This is a genomic window from Flavobacterium longum (assembly GCF_965137575.1).
In the GTDB taxonomy this organism is placed as follows: Bacteria; Bacteroidota; Bacteroidia; order Flavobacteriales; family Flavobacteriaceae; genus Flavobacterium; species Flavobacterium longum.
Map to the genome: position 1 here is coordinate 128,953 of NZ_CBCRZJ010000009.1, position 17,338 is coordinate 146,290.

Consider the following 17,338-nt stretch of genomic DNA (forward strand, 5'->3'; position numbering starts at 1 on the left):
TAATCAAAAAATCACTCGCTGATGATTTCTATTTTTCTTTTGATTTCGTTCCCATTCTCATCGGTCACGGTGATGTAGTGCAATCCCGTTTTAGGCTTGATGGCGAGTTCATGAAACGTTTTCGTCATGCCTTGGTATTGGTCATCCACATACCAAAAAAGAGGCGTTTCCCGACGCGAGTGTGCCACTTTCAAGATAACAGGTTGCACTTCTGAATTGAAGTTTCGGGTCAAGTAAATCTTGCCATTGTTCTTCGGATAAATAAAATCCATGACTGCGGTCGTGCCGGTGCAATCGTCGCGCATGGGCGGCAACGGCAAGTATTCTATGTGCTGGCTTTTGTAGTACCATTCCATCACGGGCGGCAGCACGAACCATTTTTTGGTGATCATTTCATCCACGCTGGCGCACGAACTGTTTACGCGATAACGCCCGCTCGCGTCCAGATGGACGGTTTTGTGATACGGGCAAACGGCTGTGGTTTTTCCCTTAAGCGGCACAAATTGTTTGATCTTGGGACAATCCGGTTGGGCAAGATAGCCGCTTTGTCGGCACACGTCCACTTCCTCCAAATCATTCAATGGCGCGCCAAACCATTTCTTTCTCGGCAATAGGTTAAATACGTCGAACAACAGCGGCGCCGCCGATTCAACGCCCGTCAACTCCGGTCTTCCTTCACCGGTCGCGTTCCCGACCCAAACGCCCACGACGTAACGGGAATTCGTGCCAATTGCCCACGCGTCTCGGTTGCCGAAACTGGTGCCCGTTTTCCACGCAATCTTGAGCGAACTGTCGTAAAATTTCCACGCTTCGTCGCCTTCGGGCCGGTTCACTTCTTCCATCGCATTGTAAGCCAGCCAAATCGATCCTGCGCCCAGAATGGTTTTCTGGTAACTTTCCTTGCCGAAATTATTTTCAAATCCGGCGATGTAATTCAACTCCGCAAACTCTCTCGTTCGGTATTTTCCCTGATGCGCATTGAAATAGTTCACCGTCGCCGACATACCAGCGTACGTGCGAGACAAATCCCATAAGTTGCTTTCGGCGCCGCCTAAAACTAAGGACAGGCCGTAATTGTCTGGCCGTCTTGAAACATCACGTAAATTAAACTGTTGTAGCTTTTCATAGAATTTATTTACACCGAAATCTTGCAACATTAGAACGGCCGGGATATTCAGCGAGCGTGCCAATGCCCGATGCGCAGGCACCGCGCCGTCAAAGGTCAAGTTAAAATTTTGCGGCGCATACCCAGAGATTTGCGTCGGGATGTCGGCCACCAAAGTATTCGGCAACAGATAACCATCGTCTAGCATCGACGCGTACAACAACGGCTTCAGGATGCTGCCCGTACTTCTTGGCGCGCCAATAATGTCCACATCTTTTTGATGCGCCGCGTCCGTTGGCGCATTGCCCACATAGGCAATGATGTCCCGATTTTGGATGTCCACGACGATGACCGCCAAGTTGTTCACGTCATTTTGCTTGAATTGGCTGTGGTAATACTTGGCCAATTGGTTGACGCGGTGCTGTAACGAGGCATCAACGGTAGTAGTGATGCGCGCCCCAGCGTGTGATTTGGCGACACGCTGTAATAAGTGTTGCGCCGTCTGGGGCAAATCAAAAGGCTTTTGAGGCAGCGGTTCGGCCAACGCGAGGCTGCAGGTCTGCGCATCGATGATGCCATCGCGCTTCAATTGGACAAGCAACCGATTCCTTTTTGCAAGCAGGAGTTGTTGGTTCTTTCCGGGATAAATCAGGCTGGGTGCATTGGGCAATACCGCCAGAGTAGCGCTTTCGGCCCAAGACAATTGGTGGGATTGGACGCCAAAATAACGCCACGAAGCCATCTCCAACCCGATGACATTTCCGCCGTACGGTGCGTGCGCTGCATAGAGCGCGAGAATTTCTTCCTTGGAATGTCGCAATTCCAGCCGCGTGGCCAGAATGACTTCAATGATCTTCTCGAAATAGGTACGCTTCTTTCCTTTTCGAGAGAGCCGGATGACTTGTTGGGTCAACGTACTGCCTCCACGCACGACGCGCCCGGCGGAAGCGTTCTGCCGCGCGGCGTTCACCATAGCGGCCGGATTAAATCCGGGATGTCGATAAAACTGCCGGTCCTCAAAGGCGACAATGCATTTCCTGAATTTGTAGGGAACGCTGTCTTGCGCCGGAAAACGCCATTGTCCGTCGGCTGCAATCTTGGCCGCCAACAATTCACCGTCACGGCTTTCAATGACCGTGGCATAAGGCTCGTGGAAAAGTTCTCGCGGCAAACAGAAATAATACCCCAACAGCAACAAGGCGGCAACCGCAGACTTGATCGGGTTGCGCTTGATCGCTTTCGCGATGCGGCCCGGAAAATTGCGTATTTTGGTCTTCAAATCCGTCATCGTTGTCGTGTAAGGTGGAAAATTGGATCCATTGCGCCGGTAAAACTACGGAGATGATTTTTCAAAGTCGTGGGAATCTGGAGTGTTTCAAATTAGCCCTGATTGCAGCGGCATCCTTTTGCGGCTGGCAAGCGCAAACGATACAGCGGAAAGCAGGACGAATCTCGTTGGGACACGTCCTGCCGCGCTACTTATTTACTTTATTACCTTAATCCATTGCCCTTTGTTACGCGCGATGAACGTGTGGTCATACATGGCTTCGCATTGCAACCCTGGCAAGTAATAGCTGCCGAGATACGACGCATTCAACAACACACGGAACGTTTTGGTTTCTCCGGCTTTCATGCCGAAATAGAAGTTGGTTCGGTCGTCGCGGATGTCGATATAATCGGCGGTATTGGCCGTGGCATCGCCGTAGTCGGTAAACCGCGTATTGACGATTTCAAAACCGGACGGCAGGATTTGCGTCAAAGCGATGTTCTGCACATACTCGTTGCGCTGGTTGGTCACCGTGATCTCTGCTACGAATTCGGTTCCTTGATTGATTTTCGAAACATCGATGGCCTTGCCTTTCCGGTCTTTGTAGGTCACTTTGGCCGAAACGTCACTTTGCATTGGCTGTTCCTTGCCAATCGGTAAAATGCCGGAATACAGGACCCGGACATAGACCATGTTTCCTTTTGTATTGCGCACCGTAACGCCGTTTGTGCCAGACTTGATGACTAAGTTCCGGTCTGCCAGTGACTTCGTCGTGGCAATCGTTTCGGATTTTCCGTCCTTGATATATTGGACACTGATGCCGCCTCCGCCGTTGCTTTTAGCGAATTTCGACATCGCGTACAGGCAGTAGGCCGTGGTTTGTGTGCTCATCCATTCGCTGCTTGCCATATCTTTTGCCACTTTCATGGCCATCGTAAATGCTTTCTGCTTTTGGTCGAGCAAGATGAGCGTTTCCAGTGCCATGGCGCGGTTCCGGTCGGCAGAACCGTAATAATACCAGCGATAATTGTCATCGGCATCATCTATTTTACTCTTGGCGAGCAACGTCAATGCGGCTTGTTTTTGGCCTGCGATGGCATAGGCGGCCGCAAGCCTCAATTTACTTTCGTTCGAAATCCCGACGGTTTCCCGAAGGCGGTTCATGGAGGCCAAGTCCGGCGACCCGGCCAAAGCCAAAGTGTACAATCTGTAAGCCTGCGCGAAGTCGTTTCCGTAGTCCGGGATAAACCGCCAATTTTTCGCTTCTTTCTGCTGGTAGCCGATCCATTTGCTGCGGAAGCTGATTGGAAGGACATACCCTTTCTTCTCGGCTTCCAATAAGAAATGTCCGGCGTATGATGTGCCCCAATCGTCAACACTGGTCTCGCCTGGCCAGTACGAAAACCCGCCATTGGGCTGCTGGAATTTTGACAGCCTGTTGATGCCCGCCGTAACGTTGCGCTGGATAGCCGACTTGCGGTTGGCATCTACGTCGGCCACCTCGGTCAAATACAATTGCGGGAATACGGATGACGTAGTTTGTTCGATGCAACCGTGCGGATATTCGATTAAGTATTGCAACCTTCGGTTCGAATCCATGGTAGGCAACGATGACACTTCCAGCCGTGCTTTGTTGGTGCCGGCCACGCCAAAGGTTTCCCAGGAAATGGTTTTGGCCGAATTGGCTTCCAGAATGACGTCTTTGTAGGCGTACGTTACCGGATTCGGGTTGGTCATGTCAATCTCGACCTCATAAGTAGATTTTTCCTTACCCGAAGTCGCGATGACCTGCACTTTCCCGATGCCGGTCAGTGCACCCACTTCCAGATTGAAATAGGCCAATTTTTCGTCGGGCTGTGTGAACGTCACGTTTTGCGATGCGCCGCCGACAATCTTCAGGCCGTTGGCTTTAACCTGAACATTCACATTCTTGACGTGCTTTTCCATCGCGAAAACCGTTACGGGCAATGTCACGCGCTCAGCGGGCGAAATTTTACGTGGCAAAGAAGCCAATACCATCAGCGGGCTGCGTACAGGCGTGGCTTTTTCGGCACTGCCGTAGGCGCTGCAAGACGCATCGCCGGCTACCACCATCGTCCGGACCGAGCCGACGTATTTCGGCAATTTCACCTGATGCGCCTTTGTCTGTCCTTTTTCGAGTTTAAAGGGCCCGAGATAGATGACCACCGGCTTGAAACGGTTGGCTTTTTTGGCTTTTCCGCCACCCAAATCTTGGTCGCCGCCGATGCTGAAGATTTGGTTGACTTTGCCGCCGTATGCGCCGATGACATTGTCGTAAATATCCCAGGTCTTGACGCCCAAGGCTTCGCGTGCATAGAAATTATCCCACGCATTTGGCGTCTTGAAACGGGTAAGATCAAGTAAGCCTTCATCGACAATGGCAATCGTGTAAGTCATCGCGCGACCCGACTTCTCGCCTACAGTGACCGTGAATGGCTGTTCGGGTTTGAGCACTTCCGGCATTTTGACGGTCGGTTCAAGTATCGTATTCTTGTCTATGACTTCCACCGGAACGATGCCATACATCCTTATCGGCGAATCATTTTTGGTTGACGCATGCGGTTGCAGCAAAGTGATGTTGAAGTAAACGTTTGGCGCCATAGCGGCGGTAATCGGGATTTCAACTGCCGTCTCGCCCTTTTTGGTTTTCGCCCAATAGGTCTTGACGACTTTGGTGCCGTTTTCGATGGAAATCAGTGCGCGGCCGCCTTCGCTGGACGGGAATGAAATCCGGGCCTTTTCACCGACGGCATATTTTTCCTTATCGGTCGAGAATACGAGCATCGTCGCCATGGATGCGTCGTTGTTCCTTGTCTTCCCGGACCAATACGGCCAATCGATAGAAACCGTTGTTGCGGTGGAATGGCCACTTTCCGGATCGGTTACGCGTATCAGATACCTTCCCCATTCATCGTCGGTGAGTGCAAATTGGAAATGGCCTTTGCCAGACGCATCGGTGTTGATTTCAAAATTCTTGAATGCTGTCGTGACATTGTCTGCATTATAATTAGACAGATCATCATCGTTTGACGCGTCCCACCACCAGCGCCAATCCACTTTGTAAATGCGCACATCAAGATTTTTAGTTGGTTTCGGACGGCCGTTTTCATCGACGGTCACCACATCGAAACGATTCATCCGACGCGTTTCCAACATCCCGTATTTGCTTGGCTCGGGCGTTCTCAAACCGACATAGGCACGATATGGCGAATAGGTTGTGGATACGACATCCGTCGAAACATCGCCGCCTTCTTCATACACTTTGGTGATGAACGAAGCCTTGAGCATGCCCGGCGCGACGCCTTCCAGATTCGGGTTGATGGGCACCGAAGCGCGACCGACATCGTCAATCTTGCCGGTGAAAATATTGATTTCCTCCGTGCTGAATTTGTGCACGACATCATCAAACGTATATTTTTCAAACCCTTTGAACGCCGTTATCTGTTGCGAAAACTTGGCTTGCATGTCCACTTTAAGATTCTTCGCCACGGCGCCGTGCAGCCAAGTCACTTCCAGGTTTGCGGCATTGCCGTAGGCAGATGATAACACCGCTTTCTTGAATGTATTCTTGATGCGCAGTCGGTTCGGCTTGATGGTTTCGATTTTGATATTCTTGTAGAACCGCGCGCCGCCCACGCTGACCATGGCTTCCCAACTGCCGGTTGGCGCGTCGCTGCTTGTAGGCACGATGAACGAATAATGGTTCCATTCGTTGGCTTTTTGTACGGTTTGATAGGTGATTTTTCCCTTCGGATCAGTCAACCGGAATTTGATCGGGTGCGACTTCGGCAGTTTGTTGTTCGCGTCATTCAGGAAAAAGGACAAATACAATTGGTCGCCCGGACGCCATACGCCGCGCTCGCCGTAAATAAACCCTTTGAGTCCCTTTTGCAGCGTTTCGCCCGACACGTTGAAATTGCTCAGCGATAGCGAATTCCCATCGTCGAGCTTGACATATGTGGCATTCGTACCCTGCGTCACGATGGCGAAGTAAGCATACGAATTGAGCTTGAAACTCGCCGTGCCCATGGCGTCGGTCGTCCCGGTGGCCAGCCTTTGTTGCTGGTAGCTGTACAAGTCAACCTTTGCCCCGCCGACAGGTTCCGTGGTTACGATGTTGTTCACCGCCACGAAATACGATTTATTTTCCCCGCGCTTGGCAATCACGCCCAGATCTGTGGCGAGTATGTTTGTGCCGATTTTGGTGTCGTAATAATACGAGCGCGTACACGGATCTTCGCGTTCCTCCCAATTGTAGTAACCGTAATATTCATCGTCGTAATCATAATCGTTGCCGCCGCTGTAGTTTACGTCGTTTTCGTCAATTTCTTCTTCGTCACGTTCAATATCGGCGTCGGTTTCTGCAGGCGCTTCGGTGCAGGCGTACAAGGAATATGCACGTTTGAAGGACATTTCCACACGGTAAATCGCTCCGGGTTCGGGCGTAATGAGTTTAGACAAATCGAGTGCGTACGCATTCCACTTCCCGGAGTTGGAAAGTTTGCTGTCTTTCAGGCTTAACGTGGTCTTGGCCACCGGTTGGCCCACGCGGCGTAGCGCCGAATTGCCGTTTAACTCGTTGTTTTGCAGGAACTGCAGGATGTTGTTCTTGTAGATCTTGAAGACCTTGACATCCACATGGCTCAGGTTGACCGCTTCAAAATTGAGCTTAAGATTGTTGGAACTCGGCAAAATTGTTCCGCTTTTCATGAAGCGTACACTTGGTTTGATCTGCTCGAACAGCACGCGTGTCGCGAACGACTTTTTCATTTTGAAACCGTCTTCGCTTTCCATGCCTTGGAAAACCTCCAACAACTGGCTACCGCGCAACGGCTCGTCGAAAAACACTTTCAACACATTTCCCTGCGTCGCGTACCGTAAATCCTTGGCCGACTCAATAGACACCAATCCTGAAAAATCCTGGTCGGTCTTGAGCGGATCCGAAAAATTAATGTGCACGGATTGGTTGCCTTCCGGCACTTCCACGTCGATGATCTTAAAATTGTCCTTGCCCACAATCGGATAAGTCACCTTGCCTTTCTGGGCTACGTCGGCAAGATCGCCGTCATATTTTATTTCAAGCGTCGTGTCTTCCGGGTAACGCCTAATGCTGTCCACTACGAACTTAAATTCTGTGGCCGTGCTCAGCGCTTTGTCGAATTTCACCTGGAGCTGAAGGCCTTTCTGTTCGGCGGTGATGAGTTTTTTCGCGACCTCGAAATCCATGTGGTCGGCGGTCTTCATGACGCAATTCAAATACTGGAAATCCTTGCTGTACGATTGCAGGTCGTTGGTCGTGATGATGAAATCCTGTTTGATCGTTTTGACGGTGAACCGGAATTCTTCAAGTCCTTTCGTAGTCTTGATGACTTCGGAGAGTTTGAACTTTACTTGATATTCGGTGTCTTGGTCTAGTGTTTTTTCGGGAATAAATGCGACAGTGTTGCTAGACAGCGCAACGACTTTCCCGTCAACCGACGGCGAGATGTCAAATAGGCTGTTGTCCAAGACCTGTTGCGGTTTCCAGTCTTTCTTGTCGAAAGCCAGCACAACCCTGATATCCGATCGCGTCGACACTATACCGCTGGTAAAACTCGAAATGTACTCCTTGAATAATGAAAAATCTGAATTGAAATCTGCAGCCGACTGCTTTCTGCAGGATTGGAACACGACAAATAATAATAATGCGCAAACAAATCCTTTTGTTTTCATTTGTATCAAGGGTTAAGGGTTACGAGAAAGAACGGCGGAATTTAACACTTCCGGTTTTCGCCATAACTGCGAAGCCGCACTTTATATTGCATTAAAAGTAGCGTATTTTTTAAATTTCTTTGAGAAGAATTTTCCGCCAAAAATTTAGCCTTATTTTGCTGGGTTTTTGGGCGTTGCCGATGGCCGGGCTGTTCGCTCCTATCTTTTGCAAAAACGCGTCTGTCCACGCGTATTTACAAAAGGATATCCGCTGCCATCCCTAACGCGCCGCACCGGAAGATTGGCTATTTCCTTCGGGCCTGAAAAAAACGCAACATCAGTTCGCCGCATTCTTTGGCCAAGACGCCACTCGTGATTTGCGTTTTTGGGTGCAGTTTTGTTCCCATATTTAAATAGCCGCGTTGCGGATCGGCCGCACCGAACACGATTTTCGAGATTTGGCTCCAATACAACGCGCCGGCGCACATTTGGCAAGGCTCAACGGTAACGTACAACGTACAATCTTTCAGGTATTTCCCGCCCAAATAATTGGCCGCGGCAGTAATGGACTGCATTTCGGCGTGCGCCGTTACATCGTTGAGCAATTCGGTCAGATTATGACTTCTTGCGATGACCTGATTATTCACAACGACCACGGCGCCAATCGGGATTTCACCTTTCTCAAAAGCCATTTCGGCTTCGGCGAGCGCCTTTTTCATGAAGTATTCGTCGGTGAAAATGTTTTCCATGCGGTAAAAATACAATTTCAAAATGTACCTTTGTCTCATGCCTGAAAATTTGCTTTCGCATATTGATTTCCCGCATGATCTTCGCAAGCTCCAACTGGCGCAGTTGCCGCAACTGGCCACGGAATTGCGCGACTTCATCATCGATGTCGTGTCCAGAAGCGAAGGCCATTTGGGCGCCAGCCTTGGCGTGGTAGAACTCACCATTGCGCTACATTATGTATTCCATACGCCGGATGATTTGTTGGTTTGGGATGTCGGACACCAAGCCTACGGACACAAAATCCTGACGGGAAGAAGAAGTGTTTTCCACACGAATCGTCAGTTTGGCGGGATTTCCGGTTTCCCGAAAAGAAGTGAAAGCGTGTATGATACGTTCGGCGTCGGACATTCGTCCACGGCTATTTCAGCGGCTCTGGGTATGGCCATCGCCTCCAAATTAAAAGGCGAAAACCGGCATCATATTGCGGTAGTCGGCGACGCATCGATTGCATCAGGCATCGCCTTCGAAGGGTTGAACCACGCGGGTGTGACAGATGCGAACCTGTTGGTCGTCCTGAACGACAACGCCATCGGCATCGACCCTAGCGTGGGCGCACTCAAAAATTACCTGACAGCGGTCAAAGACGGCAAAAATCCCAAACAGAACAACATCATCAAGTCGCTCAATTTTGACTACTCAGGCCCGATTGACGGCCACGACTTGTCCGCATTGATACGCGAACTCGAGCGCCTAAAGAACGTCCCAGGCCCGAAATTCCTGCACGTCATCACGACCAAAGGGAAAGGCATGCAGCTGGCTGAGGAAAACCAGGTGAAATATCATGCGCCCGGCAAATTCGATAAGGCTACGGGCGAGGTCATCATCAAATCAGAGGAAAACCTGCCGCCAAAATTCCAGGACGTGTTTGGGTTGACATTGCTTGATTTGGCTCGGAAAAACGATAAAATCATTGGCATTACGCCCGCCATGCCAACGGGCTGTTCATTGAAATTCATGATGGATGAATTTCCCGAGCGCGCCATCGATGTAGGCATTGCCGAACAACATGCCGTTACATTATCGGCAGGCATGGCTACGCAAGGCATGACGGTTTTCTGCAACATCTATTCGACGTTCCTGCAACGCGCTTACGATCAGGTCATCCACGATGTCGCACTGCAGAATCTTCCCGTTATTTTCTGTTTGGACCGCGCGGGTTTGGTAGGCGAAGATGGCGCTACGCATCACGGCGTTTTTGACATCGCCTATTTGCGCTGCATCCCGAATCTCATCGTTTATGCGCCGCGTACCGAAGCCGATCTTCGCAATATTTTATATACGGCGCAACTAGGGCTGGATCACCCAATAGCCATCCGGTATCCGCGCGGCCGCGGCATCACCGCAGATTGGCAGCAACCATATCAAAAAATAGAGATTGGGAAAGCGAATGGCTTGAAAGGCGGTGAAAAAGTCGCGATTTTGTCTACCGGTTTCATTGGCAACAACGTCGTCAAAGCGCTGGCCACGATGGAAAACAGCAGTGATTTTGCCCATTATGACTTTGGCTTCGTCAAACCGTTGGACGAGCGCATGCTGCATGAAATCTTCCGGAAATTCACCAAAATCATCACGGTCGAAGACGGCGTCATTGCTGGCGGATTTGGAACGGCTATTTTGGAATTCGCTGCCGAAAAAAGTTACGCCGCCGTGGTAAAATGTCTTGGAATTGATGATGAATTCATTGAGCACGGCACCGTAGACGAGCTTCAGAAATTAATCGGTATTGACGTAAAAACACTACAACATAAGTTCTCAACTTTTTGAAAATCAATCAAAGCACTAATCTGCCCCGATGAAACGCATTTTTTTTCTGACCGTACTGTTATTTCCACTACTTCATTTTTCGCAGACCAAAGATTCCACGATTGTCGTCGAACAAAAAATCGTGATTCAAGTGCCTGCCAATCCTTCGAACTGGACCGCCAAGAACAACGTGGGTTTCGACCTCAGCCAGATTGCATTCGTGAACTGGAATGCTGGTGGCGTCAGCTCTGTTACGGGTTTGGCCAAAGCAGGATTTTCGAGGATTTACGCCAAATCGAATTTCAAATGGGGCAATGAGCTGCTGATGCGCTATGGCCTGAACAAACAAGATGGCATCGAATGGCGCAAAACAGACGACGCGTTTCAGTTCACCTCAACGGCGGGCTACCGAAAAGACACGCTGTCTCATTGGTACCATTCGGCGAAATTCAACTTCAATACGCAATTTACCTCCGGATACAATTATCCAAACACGGCAGAATCCATCTCAAAACCATTTGCGCCGGCGTACTTGTTTCTGGGTATCGGTGCTGAATACGCAAACAAGGAAGAAAAAATCAACGTCTATCTTTCGCCGTTCACGGTAAAAACTACGCTCGTCCTGGAACAGCGGCTGGCCGATCTGGGTTCATTCGGCGTCGATCCTGCGGTGTATGATTTGCTCACTGGCGGAAAAGTGCGCGACGGAAAGAAATACCGGACAGAAGTAGGTGTTCTGGTCGCTTCCGCCTTTAAAAGGGAAGTCTTCAAGAACATCAATTGGGAAAACCGCCTCAGTTTGTATTCAGATTACCTCAACAGTTTTGGAAATATCGACGTGGATTGGTTCACGCAATTCGACTTTGTGGTAAACCAGTACGTCAAGGCCAATCTGGGTGTGCACCTAATTTACGACGACGACATCAAAACTTCCGAAGAAGTGAACGGCCAAACCGTGAAACGCGGTGCGAAAATCCAGCTCAAACAATCACTCGGGATTGGCATGGTGTACCGTTTCTAGACGCGCTTGGTGCCATTGATGGTATTGTACAACTCCAGCGCGTTGCCGTCGGTCAGGAGTGACACGTAATGGCAAATGTGCAGTAGTCTTTCATAGACCGTGTCCTTTTCGCCTACGAACTTCTCTGGCAACAACTTTAGTATCAGCCGGTCGTAGTTCGACATCGTGCCTTCCGCCTGGTTGTTGAACGCCGAAATGAACTTGTCAAGCAACGTCTGGATGATTTGGTAGCCCACGATTTCCTTCTCTACAACTTCCCGGCTCTGGTAAATGTTCTTTACACTCAGTTTGATGATGTCGTCCATTTGGGCCTTATACTTGCTTTTGTCGGTCAGCGCGTGTGGAAATTTTCCGGCGAGTATGGCTTCCTCATTTTCGACAAAAACATTGACGGCGTCGTTGATCAGGCTTCCGATGGCGAGCGCGCGCAAATAGCTGATACGGTCTTCCTTGGTAGTCAAGGCATGGTATTTTGCGTTGTCTATGGTGTCTTTCACGAGCTTGATCAAATATTCCAAAGCAAAATCTTCAGATACCAAGCCGAGGTTGATGCCGTCTTCAAAATCAATGATGGTGTAGCAAATGTCGTCGGCGGCTTCCACCAAATAAGCCAACGGATGCCGTTCGTAGCGGATGTCATCGCCGCCCTTTCTGATCATTCCCAGTTCCGTCGCCACTTCCGCGAAGAAATCCTTATCGGCTTGGAAGAAACCGTATTTCTTGTCGGAAATATCGGCAGTCGGCTTTTTCGGAAGGCTTTCCTTCGGATATTTGAGAAACGCTCCGAGTGTAGCGTAAGAAATCCTAAGCCCGCCTTCATTGCCCGGACGCGATGCCGTCAGCACCGAAAAACCATTGGCATTTCCTTCGAAGTCCACCAAATCCTGCCACTGCTTTTCAGACAATTGGCTCTTGTAACGCTGCCCGTTGCCATTCTTGAAATATTCGCCGATGGCTTTCTCCCCGGAGTGCCCGAATGGCGGATTACCGATGTCATGCGCCAACGCCGCAGCGGCCACAATGGCACCGAAATCGTTCATGTGGAAACCGTGCACTTCCTTAAGCGCCGGATATTTCTCGATGATTTTCTTACCGACCAACCGCCCGAGTGAACGTCCAACGACCGACACTTCAAGACTGTGGGTGAGGCGCGTATGGACAAAATCGGTCTTTGAGAGCGGAATAACCTGCGTCTTGTCTTGCAGACTGCGGAACGGTGCCGAGAAGATTATCCGGTCGTAATCTACTTCAAAGCCGAGACGTGTATCGTCCTGTTCCTTGCGAAGCCTTTTATTTTTGTCGCCTTGCCGTTTTAAGGACAAGAGCTGTTCCCATTGCATCATGATACGTCCGTTACGTTGTTGGTTTGTGTTTGCCTGCGGTGTTCGGCCATCATGTAATCGAGTTTTTTCTTGTCGACCACATAAACATCAGGAATACTGTCATGCCAGCCGCGTGCCGTTGCGCCTAAAAAAGACAATGGGTCAAACGGGATAAACCGGCAAAATGTCCTTTTGAGGATTGTGTTCGAATCGGGTCTGGAACCGTCTTCCATCACGACAACTGTTCCTGTGATAAGCTTGCCGAGTGTTCGGGCTGATGCAGTTTCACTAATGCCGTAATACAAAATGATGAGCAGCGCACTGATCAAATATTCCTGTAGCTTACCCATATTCTGCATCCAGTAAAGAAATCCGTCATTCCCGACAAGAATGGCTAAAAAGCCGATACAAAAAAATACGATGAACATGAAAATCATCATGAACACGAAATCTATAAAATAGTTGGCTATCCTTTGCCCGTGCGATGCCAAGACATCATCGGTCACGTAAAACTGTTGCATATTCTTGCTATGGTTTATAATCAAAAAAACAGCTGCCAAAATTTGACAGCCGTTTCTTGGTTATGGAATGTTGATTAAGATCCGCACATTTCGCAATCTTCCGGGCCGGATTCACGCGACCGTTCGAGCATGGCGCGGAATTCATTCGGATCAATGGCTTCTACTTCTACCGACGGCGCAGCGGTTTCCTGCCTGACCAAGCTCGGTTCTGCAACGGCTGCCGCGACTTCCTGTACTGGCTGTTGCTTTTTGTCGTTGTTGAGCGTGAACTTGATGGCATCCACGGCAGACTTGGTACGCAGGTAATACATGCCCGTTTTCAAACCAGACTGCCATGCGTAGAAGTGCATCGAGGTCAATTTGGCGTAATTCGCATCCTGCATGAACAGGTTGAGCGATTGCGATTGGTCAATGAAATAACCGCGTTGGCGAGACATGTCGATGATGTCTTTCATGGACATTTCCCAAACCGTTTTATACAACTCTTTCAAATCCTGCGGGATGCGTTCGATGTGTTGCACCGAACCGTTGTGGCGCATGATTTCTTGCTTCAATTCTTCGTTCCAGAGGCCGCGCTTCACCAAATCTTCCAAGAGGTGTTTGTTCACGACGATGAATTCGCCGGACAATACACGACGTGTGTAGAGGTTTGATGTGTAAGGTTCGAACGCTTCGTTGTTCCCAAGGATTTGCGAGGTCGAAGCCGTCGGCATCGGTGCCACGAGCAGCGAGTTGCGCACGCCATGTTGCATGACTTCTTTGCGCAGGCTGGCCCAATCCCAACGACCGGAAAGTTCTTCGTCTTTCAATCCCCAAAGGTTGTGCTGGAATTCACCCTGTGAAATCGGCGAGCCTGCAAAAGTCGAATATGGTCCTTCTTCCTTGGCCATTTCCATAGATGCGGTCACGGCTGCGAAATACAGCGTCTCGAAAATTTCTTGGTTGAGTTTCTTGGCTTCGTCGCTGGTAAACGGCATACGGAGCATGATGAAAGCATCGGCCAGACCTTGCACGCCCAAACCTACCGGACGGTGGCGCATGTTGGAATTTTCCGCTTCCGGCACCGGATAATAGTTGCGGTCAATTACCTTGTTCAGATTTTTCGTCACGCGCTTGGTGACATCATACAGCAACTGGTGGTTGAATTCGTTGTTTTCGATGAACATCGGGAGCGAAATCGACGCAAGGTTACATACTGCAATCTCGTCAGGCGCGGTGTATTCCATGATTTCGGTACACAAGTTCGAAGAGCGGATCGTGCCCAAATTCTTTTGGTTGGACTTACGGTTGGCCGCATCTTTATACAACATGTACGGCGTTCCCGTCTCGATTTGCGATTCGAGGATTTTTTCCCAAAGTTCGCGCGCCTTGATGGTTTTGCGGCCTTTGCCCTGCGCTTCGTACGACTCATACAGTTTTTCGAATTCCTCGCCGTAAACATCGTACAGTCCCGGGCATTCGTTCGGGCACATCAGCGTCCACGAGGCGTCTTCCTGAACGCGTTTCATGAACAAGTCAGATGTCCACATTGCGAAGAACAAGTCACGCGCACGCATTTCCTCTTTTCCTGTGTTTTTCTTCAAGTCGAGGAAATCGAAAATGTCGGCGTGCCATGTTTCCAGGTAAATCGCAAAACTGCCTTTGCGCTTGCCGCCACCTTGGTCCACGTAACGCGCCGTATCGTTGAACACGCGCAGCATCGGGACAATACCGTTTGAAGTGCCATTCGTGCCACGAATATACGAACCGGTTGCCCTGACATTGTGGATTGACAAACCGATCCCGCCTGCAGATTGCGAAATCTTAGCGGTCTGTTTCAGCGTGTCGTAAATGCCGTCGATGGAATCATCACGCATCTGCAAAAGGAAACAAGACGACATTTGCGGTTTTGGCGTACCGGCGTTGAACAGTGTCGGCGTCGCGTGGGTAAAATATTTTTTCGACATCAAGTCGTAGGTCGCGATCACTGCATCCAGATCGTCCAAGTGGATGCCTACGGCCACGCGCATAAGCATATGCTGCGGGCGTTCTACGATTTTGCCATTGATTTTCAACAAGTAAGAACGCTCCAAAGTCTTGAAGCCAAAATAATCATAGTTGAAATCGCGGTTGTAGATGATATGCGAATCGAGGAATGCTGCGTTCTTCTGGATGACTTCATGCACTTCATCCGAAAGCAGCGGCGACGCTTTACCCGTACGCGGATTCACGTAATGGTACATGTCGGCCATCGTTTCGGAGAATGACTTCTTGGTGTTTTTATGTAAATTGGAGATGGCGATACGCGCCGCCAACTGGGCATAATCCGGGTGCGCTACCGTCATGGATGCTGCGGTTTCTGCAGCGAGGTTGTCGAGTTCTGAAGTGGTCACGCCGTCATACAATCCCTCAATGACGCGCATGGCTACTTTAACCGAATCGACCAGGTCGTTCAAACCGTAACACAATTTCTTGACACGGTCTGTAATTTTGTCGAACATTACCGGCTCTTTGGTGCCGTTCCTTTTTACTACGTACATAAGTTTAGTTTTTGTGAAACAACGAAATCCCTTTCGTGCTTCTGGTTATTTGTAAAGATCAGTGGCTAGTTGCTAGTAGCTAGCGGCTAGATATTTTCTTGGGATTCGGGGGCATTTCATTTCCGAGTTTCCCAATTTTTCAATTAAAAATCGGCGTCGAATGAAATCTTCTGCGCCTCGCTGTCGCCTTTAGCGGTGTTGTTCAACACGCCTGCTTTCTGGTATTCCGATACGCGCTTCTCGAAGAAATTGGTTTTCCCCTGCAACGATATCATGTCCATGAAATCAAACGGATTGGTGACGTTGAACACGCGGTCACAACCCAATTCAACGAGCAAACGGTCGGTGACGAATTCAAGGTATTGCGTCATCAAGGTAGAATTCATGCCAATCAAACTTGCCGGCAACGACTCGGTAATAAACTCGCGCTCAATACTTAAGGCATCGGTCAGGATTTCGGTAATGCGTGCCTTTGACACTTTATTCACCAAATGATGGTTGTGCAAATGCACGGCAAAATCACAGTGCACGCCTTCGTCGCGCGAAATAAGTTCGTTGGAGAACGTCAAGCCCGGCATCAATCCGCGTTTTTTCAGCCAGAAAATAGAGCAAAAGGCACCCGAGAAGAAAATGCCTTCCACGGCGGCGAACGCAATCAGCCTTTCGGCGAACGAATCAGACTTGATCCAACGCAGCGCCCATTGCGCCTTTTTCATGATGGCCGGAAACACTTCAATGGCGTGGAACAGTTCGTTCTTCTCGGCTTCGTCCTTTACATATGTATCGATGAGCAAAGAATACGTTTCGCTGTGGATGTTCTCCATCATAATCTGGAAACCGTAGAAAAACTTTGCTTCCGGATATTGCACTTCGTTGACGAAATTCTCGGCGAGGTTTTCATTCACGATGCCGTCGGAAGCCGCAAAAAAGGCAAGAATGTGTTTGATGAAATATTTTTCGTCTTCACTAAGTTTGTTGTTCCAGTCGTTCAAATCCTGGTGCAGGTCGATTTCCTCCGCTGTCCAAAAACTCGCCTCCATTTTCTTGTACCATTCCCAAATGTCGTGGTGTTTGATCGGGAAGATGACAAATCGGTTCTTGTTTTCCTGCAAAATCGGTTCAATCTGGACTGACATATTGGGGTAGTTTTAAGGTAATATTTAAGAAATTTTTAAGGCTTTTTTGGTGTTACAAAGATTGGGATTCGAAACGGAAATTGAAAGCCATACTTTTCCACAATCGCCAATAGTTTTTAACAACGGCTTGAAAGCAACATCGCATTTTCAACGAAACGCAAAAGCCTGCAAATTAACGTATTGTAAAAGTTAAATTTCGCGAA

The 17,338-nt window shown here is 49.4% G+C and carries 9 protein-coding genes; 2 read left to right on the forward strand and 7 right to left on the reverse strand.

What is annotated here, in order from left to right:
* Positions 1–11: 11 nt before the first annotated feature.
* From pbpC to ACM9J1_RS14160, 3 genes are all read right to left on the reverse strand, one after another.
* Entirely contained in the window at positions 12–2,393 is a 2,382-nt protein-coding gene (gene pbpC, locus ACM9J1_RS14150; protein ID WP_415582745.1) for a penicillin-binding protein 1C, read from the reverse strand.
* A gap of 195 nt (positions 2,394–2,588) precedes the next feature.
* Complete coding sequence (locus tag ACM9J1_RS14155) at positions 2,589–8,105, reverse strand: alpha-2-macroglobulin family protein (protein WP_415582747.1); 5,517 nt, start codon at positions 8,103–8,105, stop codon at positions 2,589–2,591.
* 284 nt (positions 8,106–8,389) lie between these two features.
* A complete protein-coding gene (locus ACM9J1_RS14160) occupies positions 8,390–8,833 on the reverse strand; it encodes a nucleoside deaminase (RefSeq protein ID WP_415582776.1) in 444 nt (147 codons plus the stop codon).
* 37 nt (positions 8,834–8,870) lie between these two features.
* Between ACM9J1_RS14160 and ACM9J1_RS14165 the strand changes: the two genes are divergently transcribed.
* Both ACM9J1_RS14165 and ACM9J1_RS14170 read left to right on the forward strand, forming a co-directional pair.
* Positions 8,871–10,637, forward strand: a complete 1,767-nt coding sequence (locus tag ACM9J1_RS14165; protein ID WP_415582748.1) for a 1-deoxy-D-xylulose-5-phosphate synthase — start codon at positions 8,871–8,873, stop codon at positions 10,635–10,637.
* A gap of 28 nt (positions 10,638–10,665) precedes the next feature.
* Complete coding sequence (locus ACM9J1_RS14170) at positions 10,666–11,637, forward strand: DUF3078 domain-containing protein (RefSeq protein WP_415582749.1); 972 nt, start codon at positions 10,666–10,668, stop codon at positions 11,635–11,637.
* Here ACM9J1_RS14170 and ACM9J1_RS14175 read toward each other — a convergent pair.
* The 4 genes from ACM9J1_RS14175 to ACM9J1_RS14190 all read right to left on the reverse strand — a co-directional run bounded on the left by ACM9J1_RS14175 (position 11,634) and on the right by ACM9J1_RS14190 (position 17,135).
* Positions 11,634–12,977 (reverse strand): deoxyguanosinetriphosphate triphosphohydrolase, encoded by a 1,344-nt coding sequence (locus ACM9J1_RS14175; protein WP_415582777.1) that lies wholly within the window; start codon positions 12,975–12,977, stop codon positions 11,634–11,636. The two genes, ACM9J1_RS14170 and ACM9J1_RS14175, sit on opposite strands and share 4 nt — an antisense overlap.
* Positions 12,977–13,480, reverse strand: a complete 504-nt coding sequence (locus ACM9J1_RS14180) for an RDD family protein (RefSeq protein WP_415582750.1) — start codon at positions 13,478–13,480, stop codon at positions 12,977–12,979. Before ACM9J1_RS14180 ends, ACM9J1_RS14175 begins: the two co-directional genes overlap by 1 nt.
* Before the next feature lie 74 nt (positions 13,481–13,554).
* Entirely contained in the window at positions 13,555–15,999 is a 2,445-nt protein-coding gene (locus tag ACM9J1_RS14185; protein WP_415582751.1) for a ribonucleoside-diphosphate reductase subunit alpha, read from the reverse strand.
* A gap of 143 nt (positions 16,000–16,142) precedes the next feature.
* A complete protein-coding gene (locus ACM9J1_RS14190; protein WP_415582752.1) occupies positions 16,143–17,135 on the reverse strand; it encodes a ribonucleotide-diphosphate reductase subunit beta in 993 nt (330 codons plus the stop codon).
* Positions 17,136–17,338 lie beyond the last annotated feature (203 nt).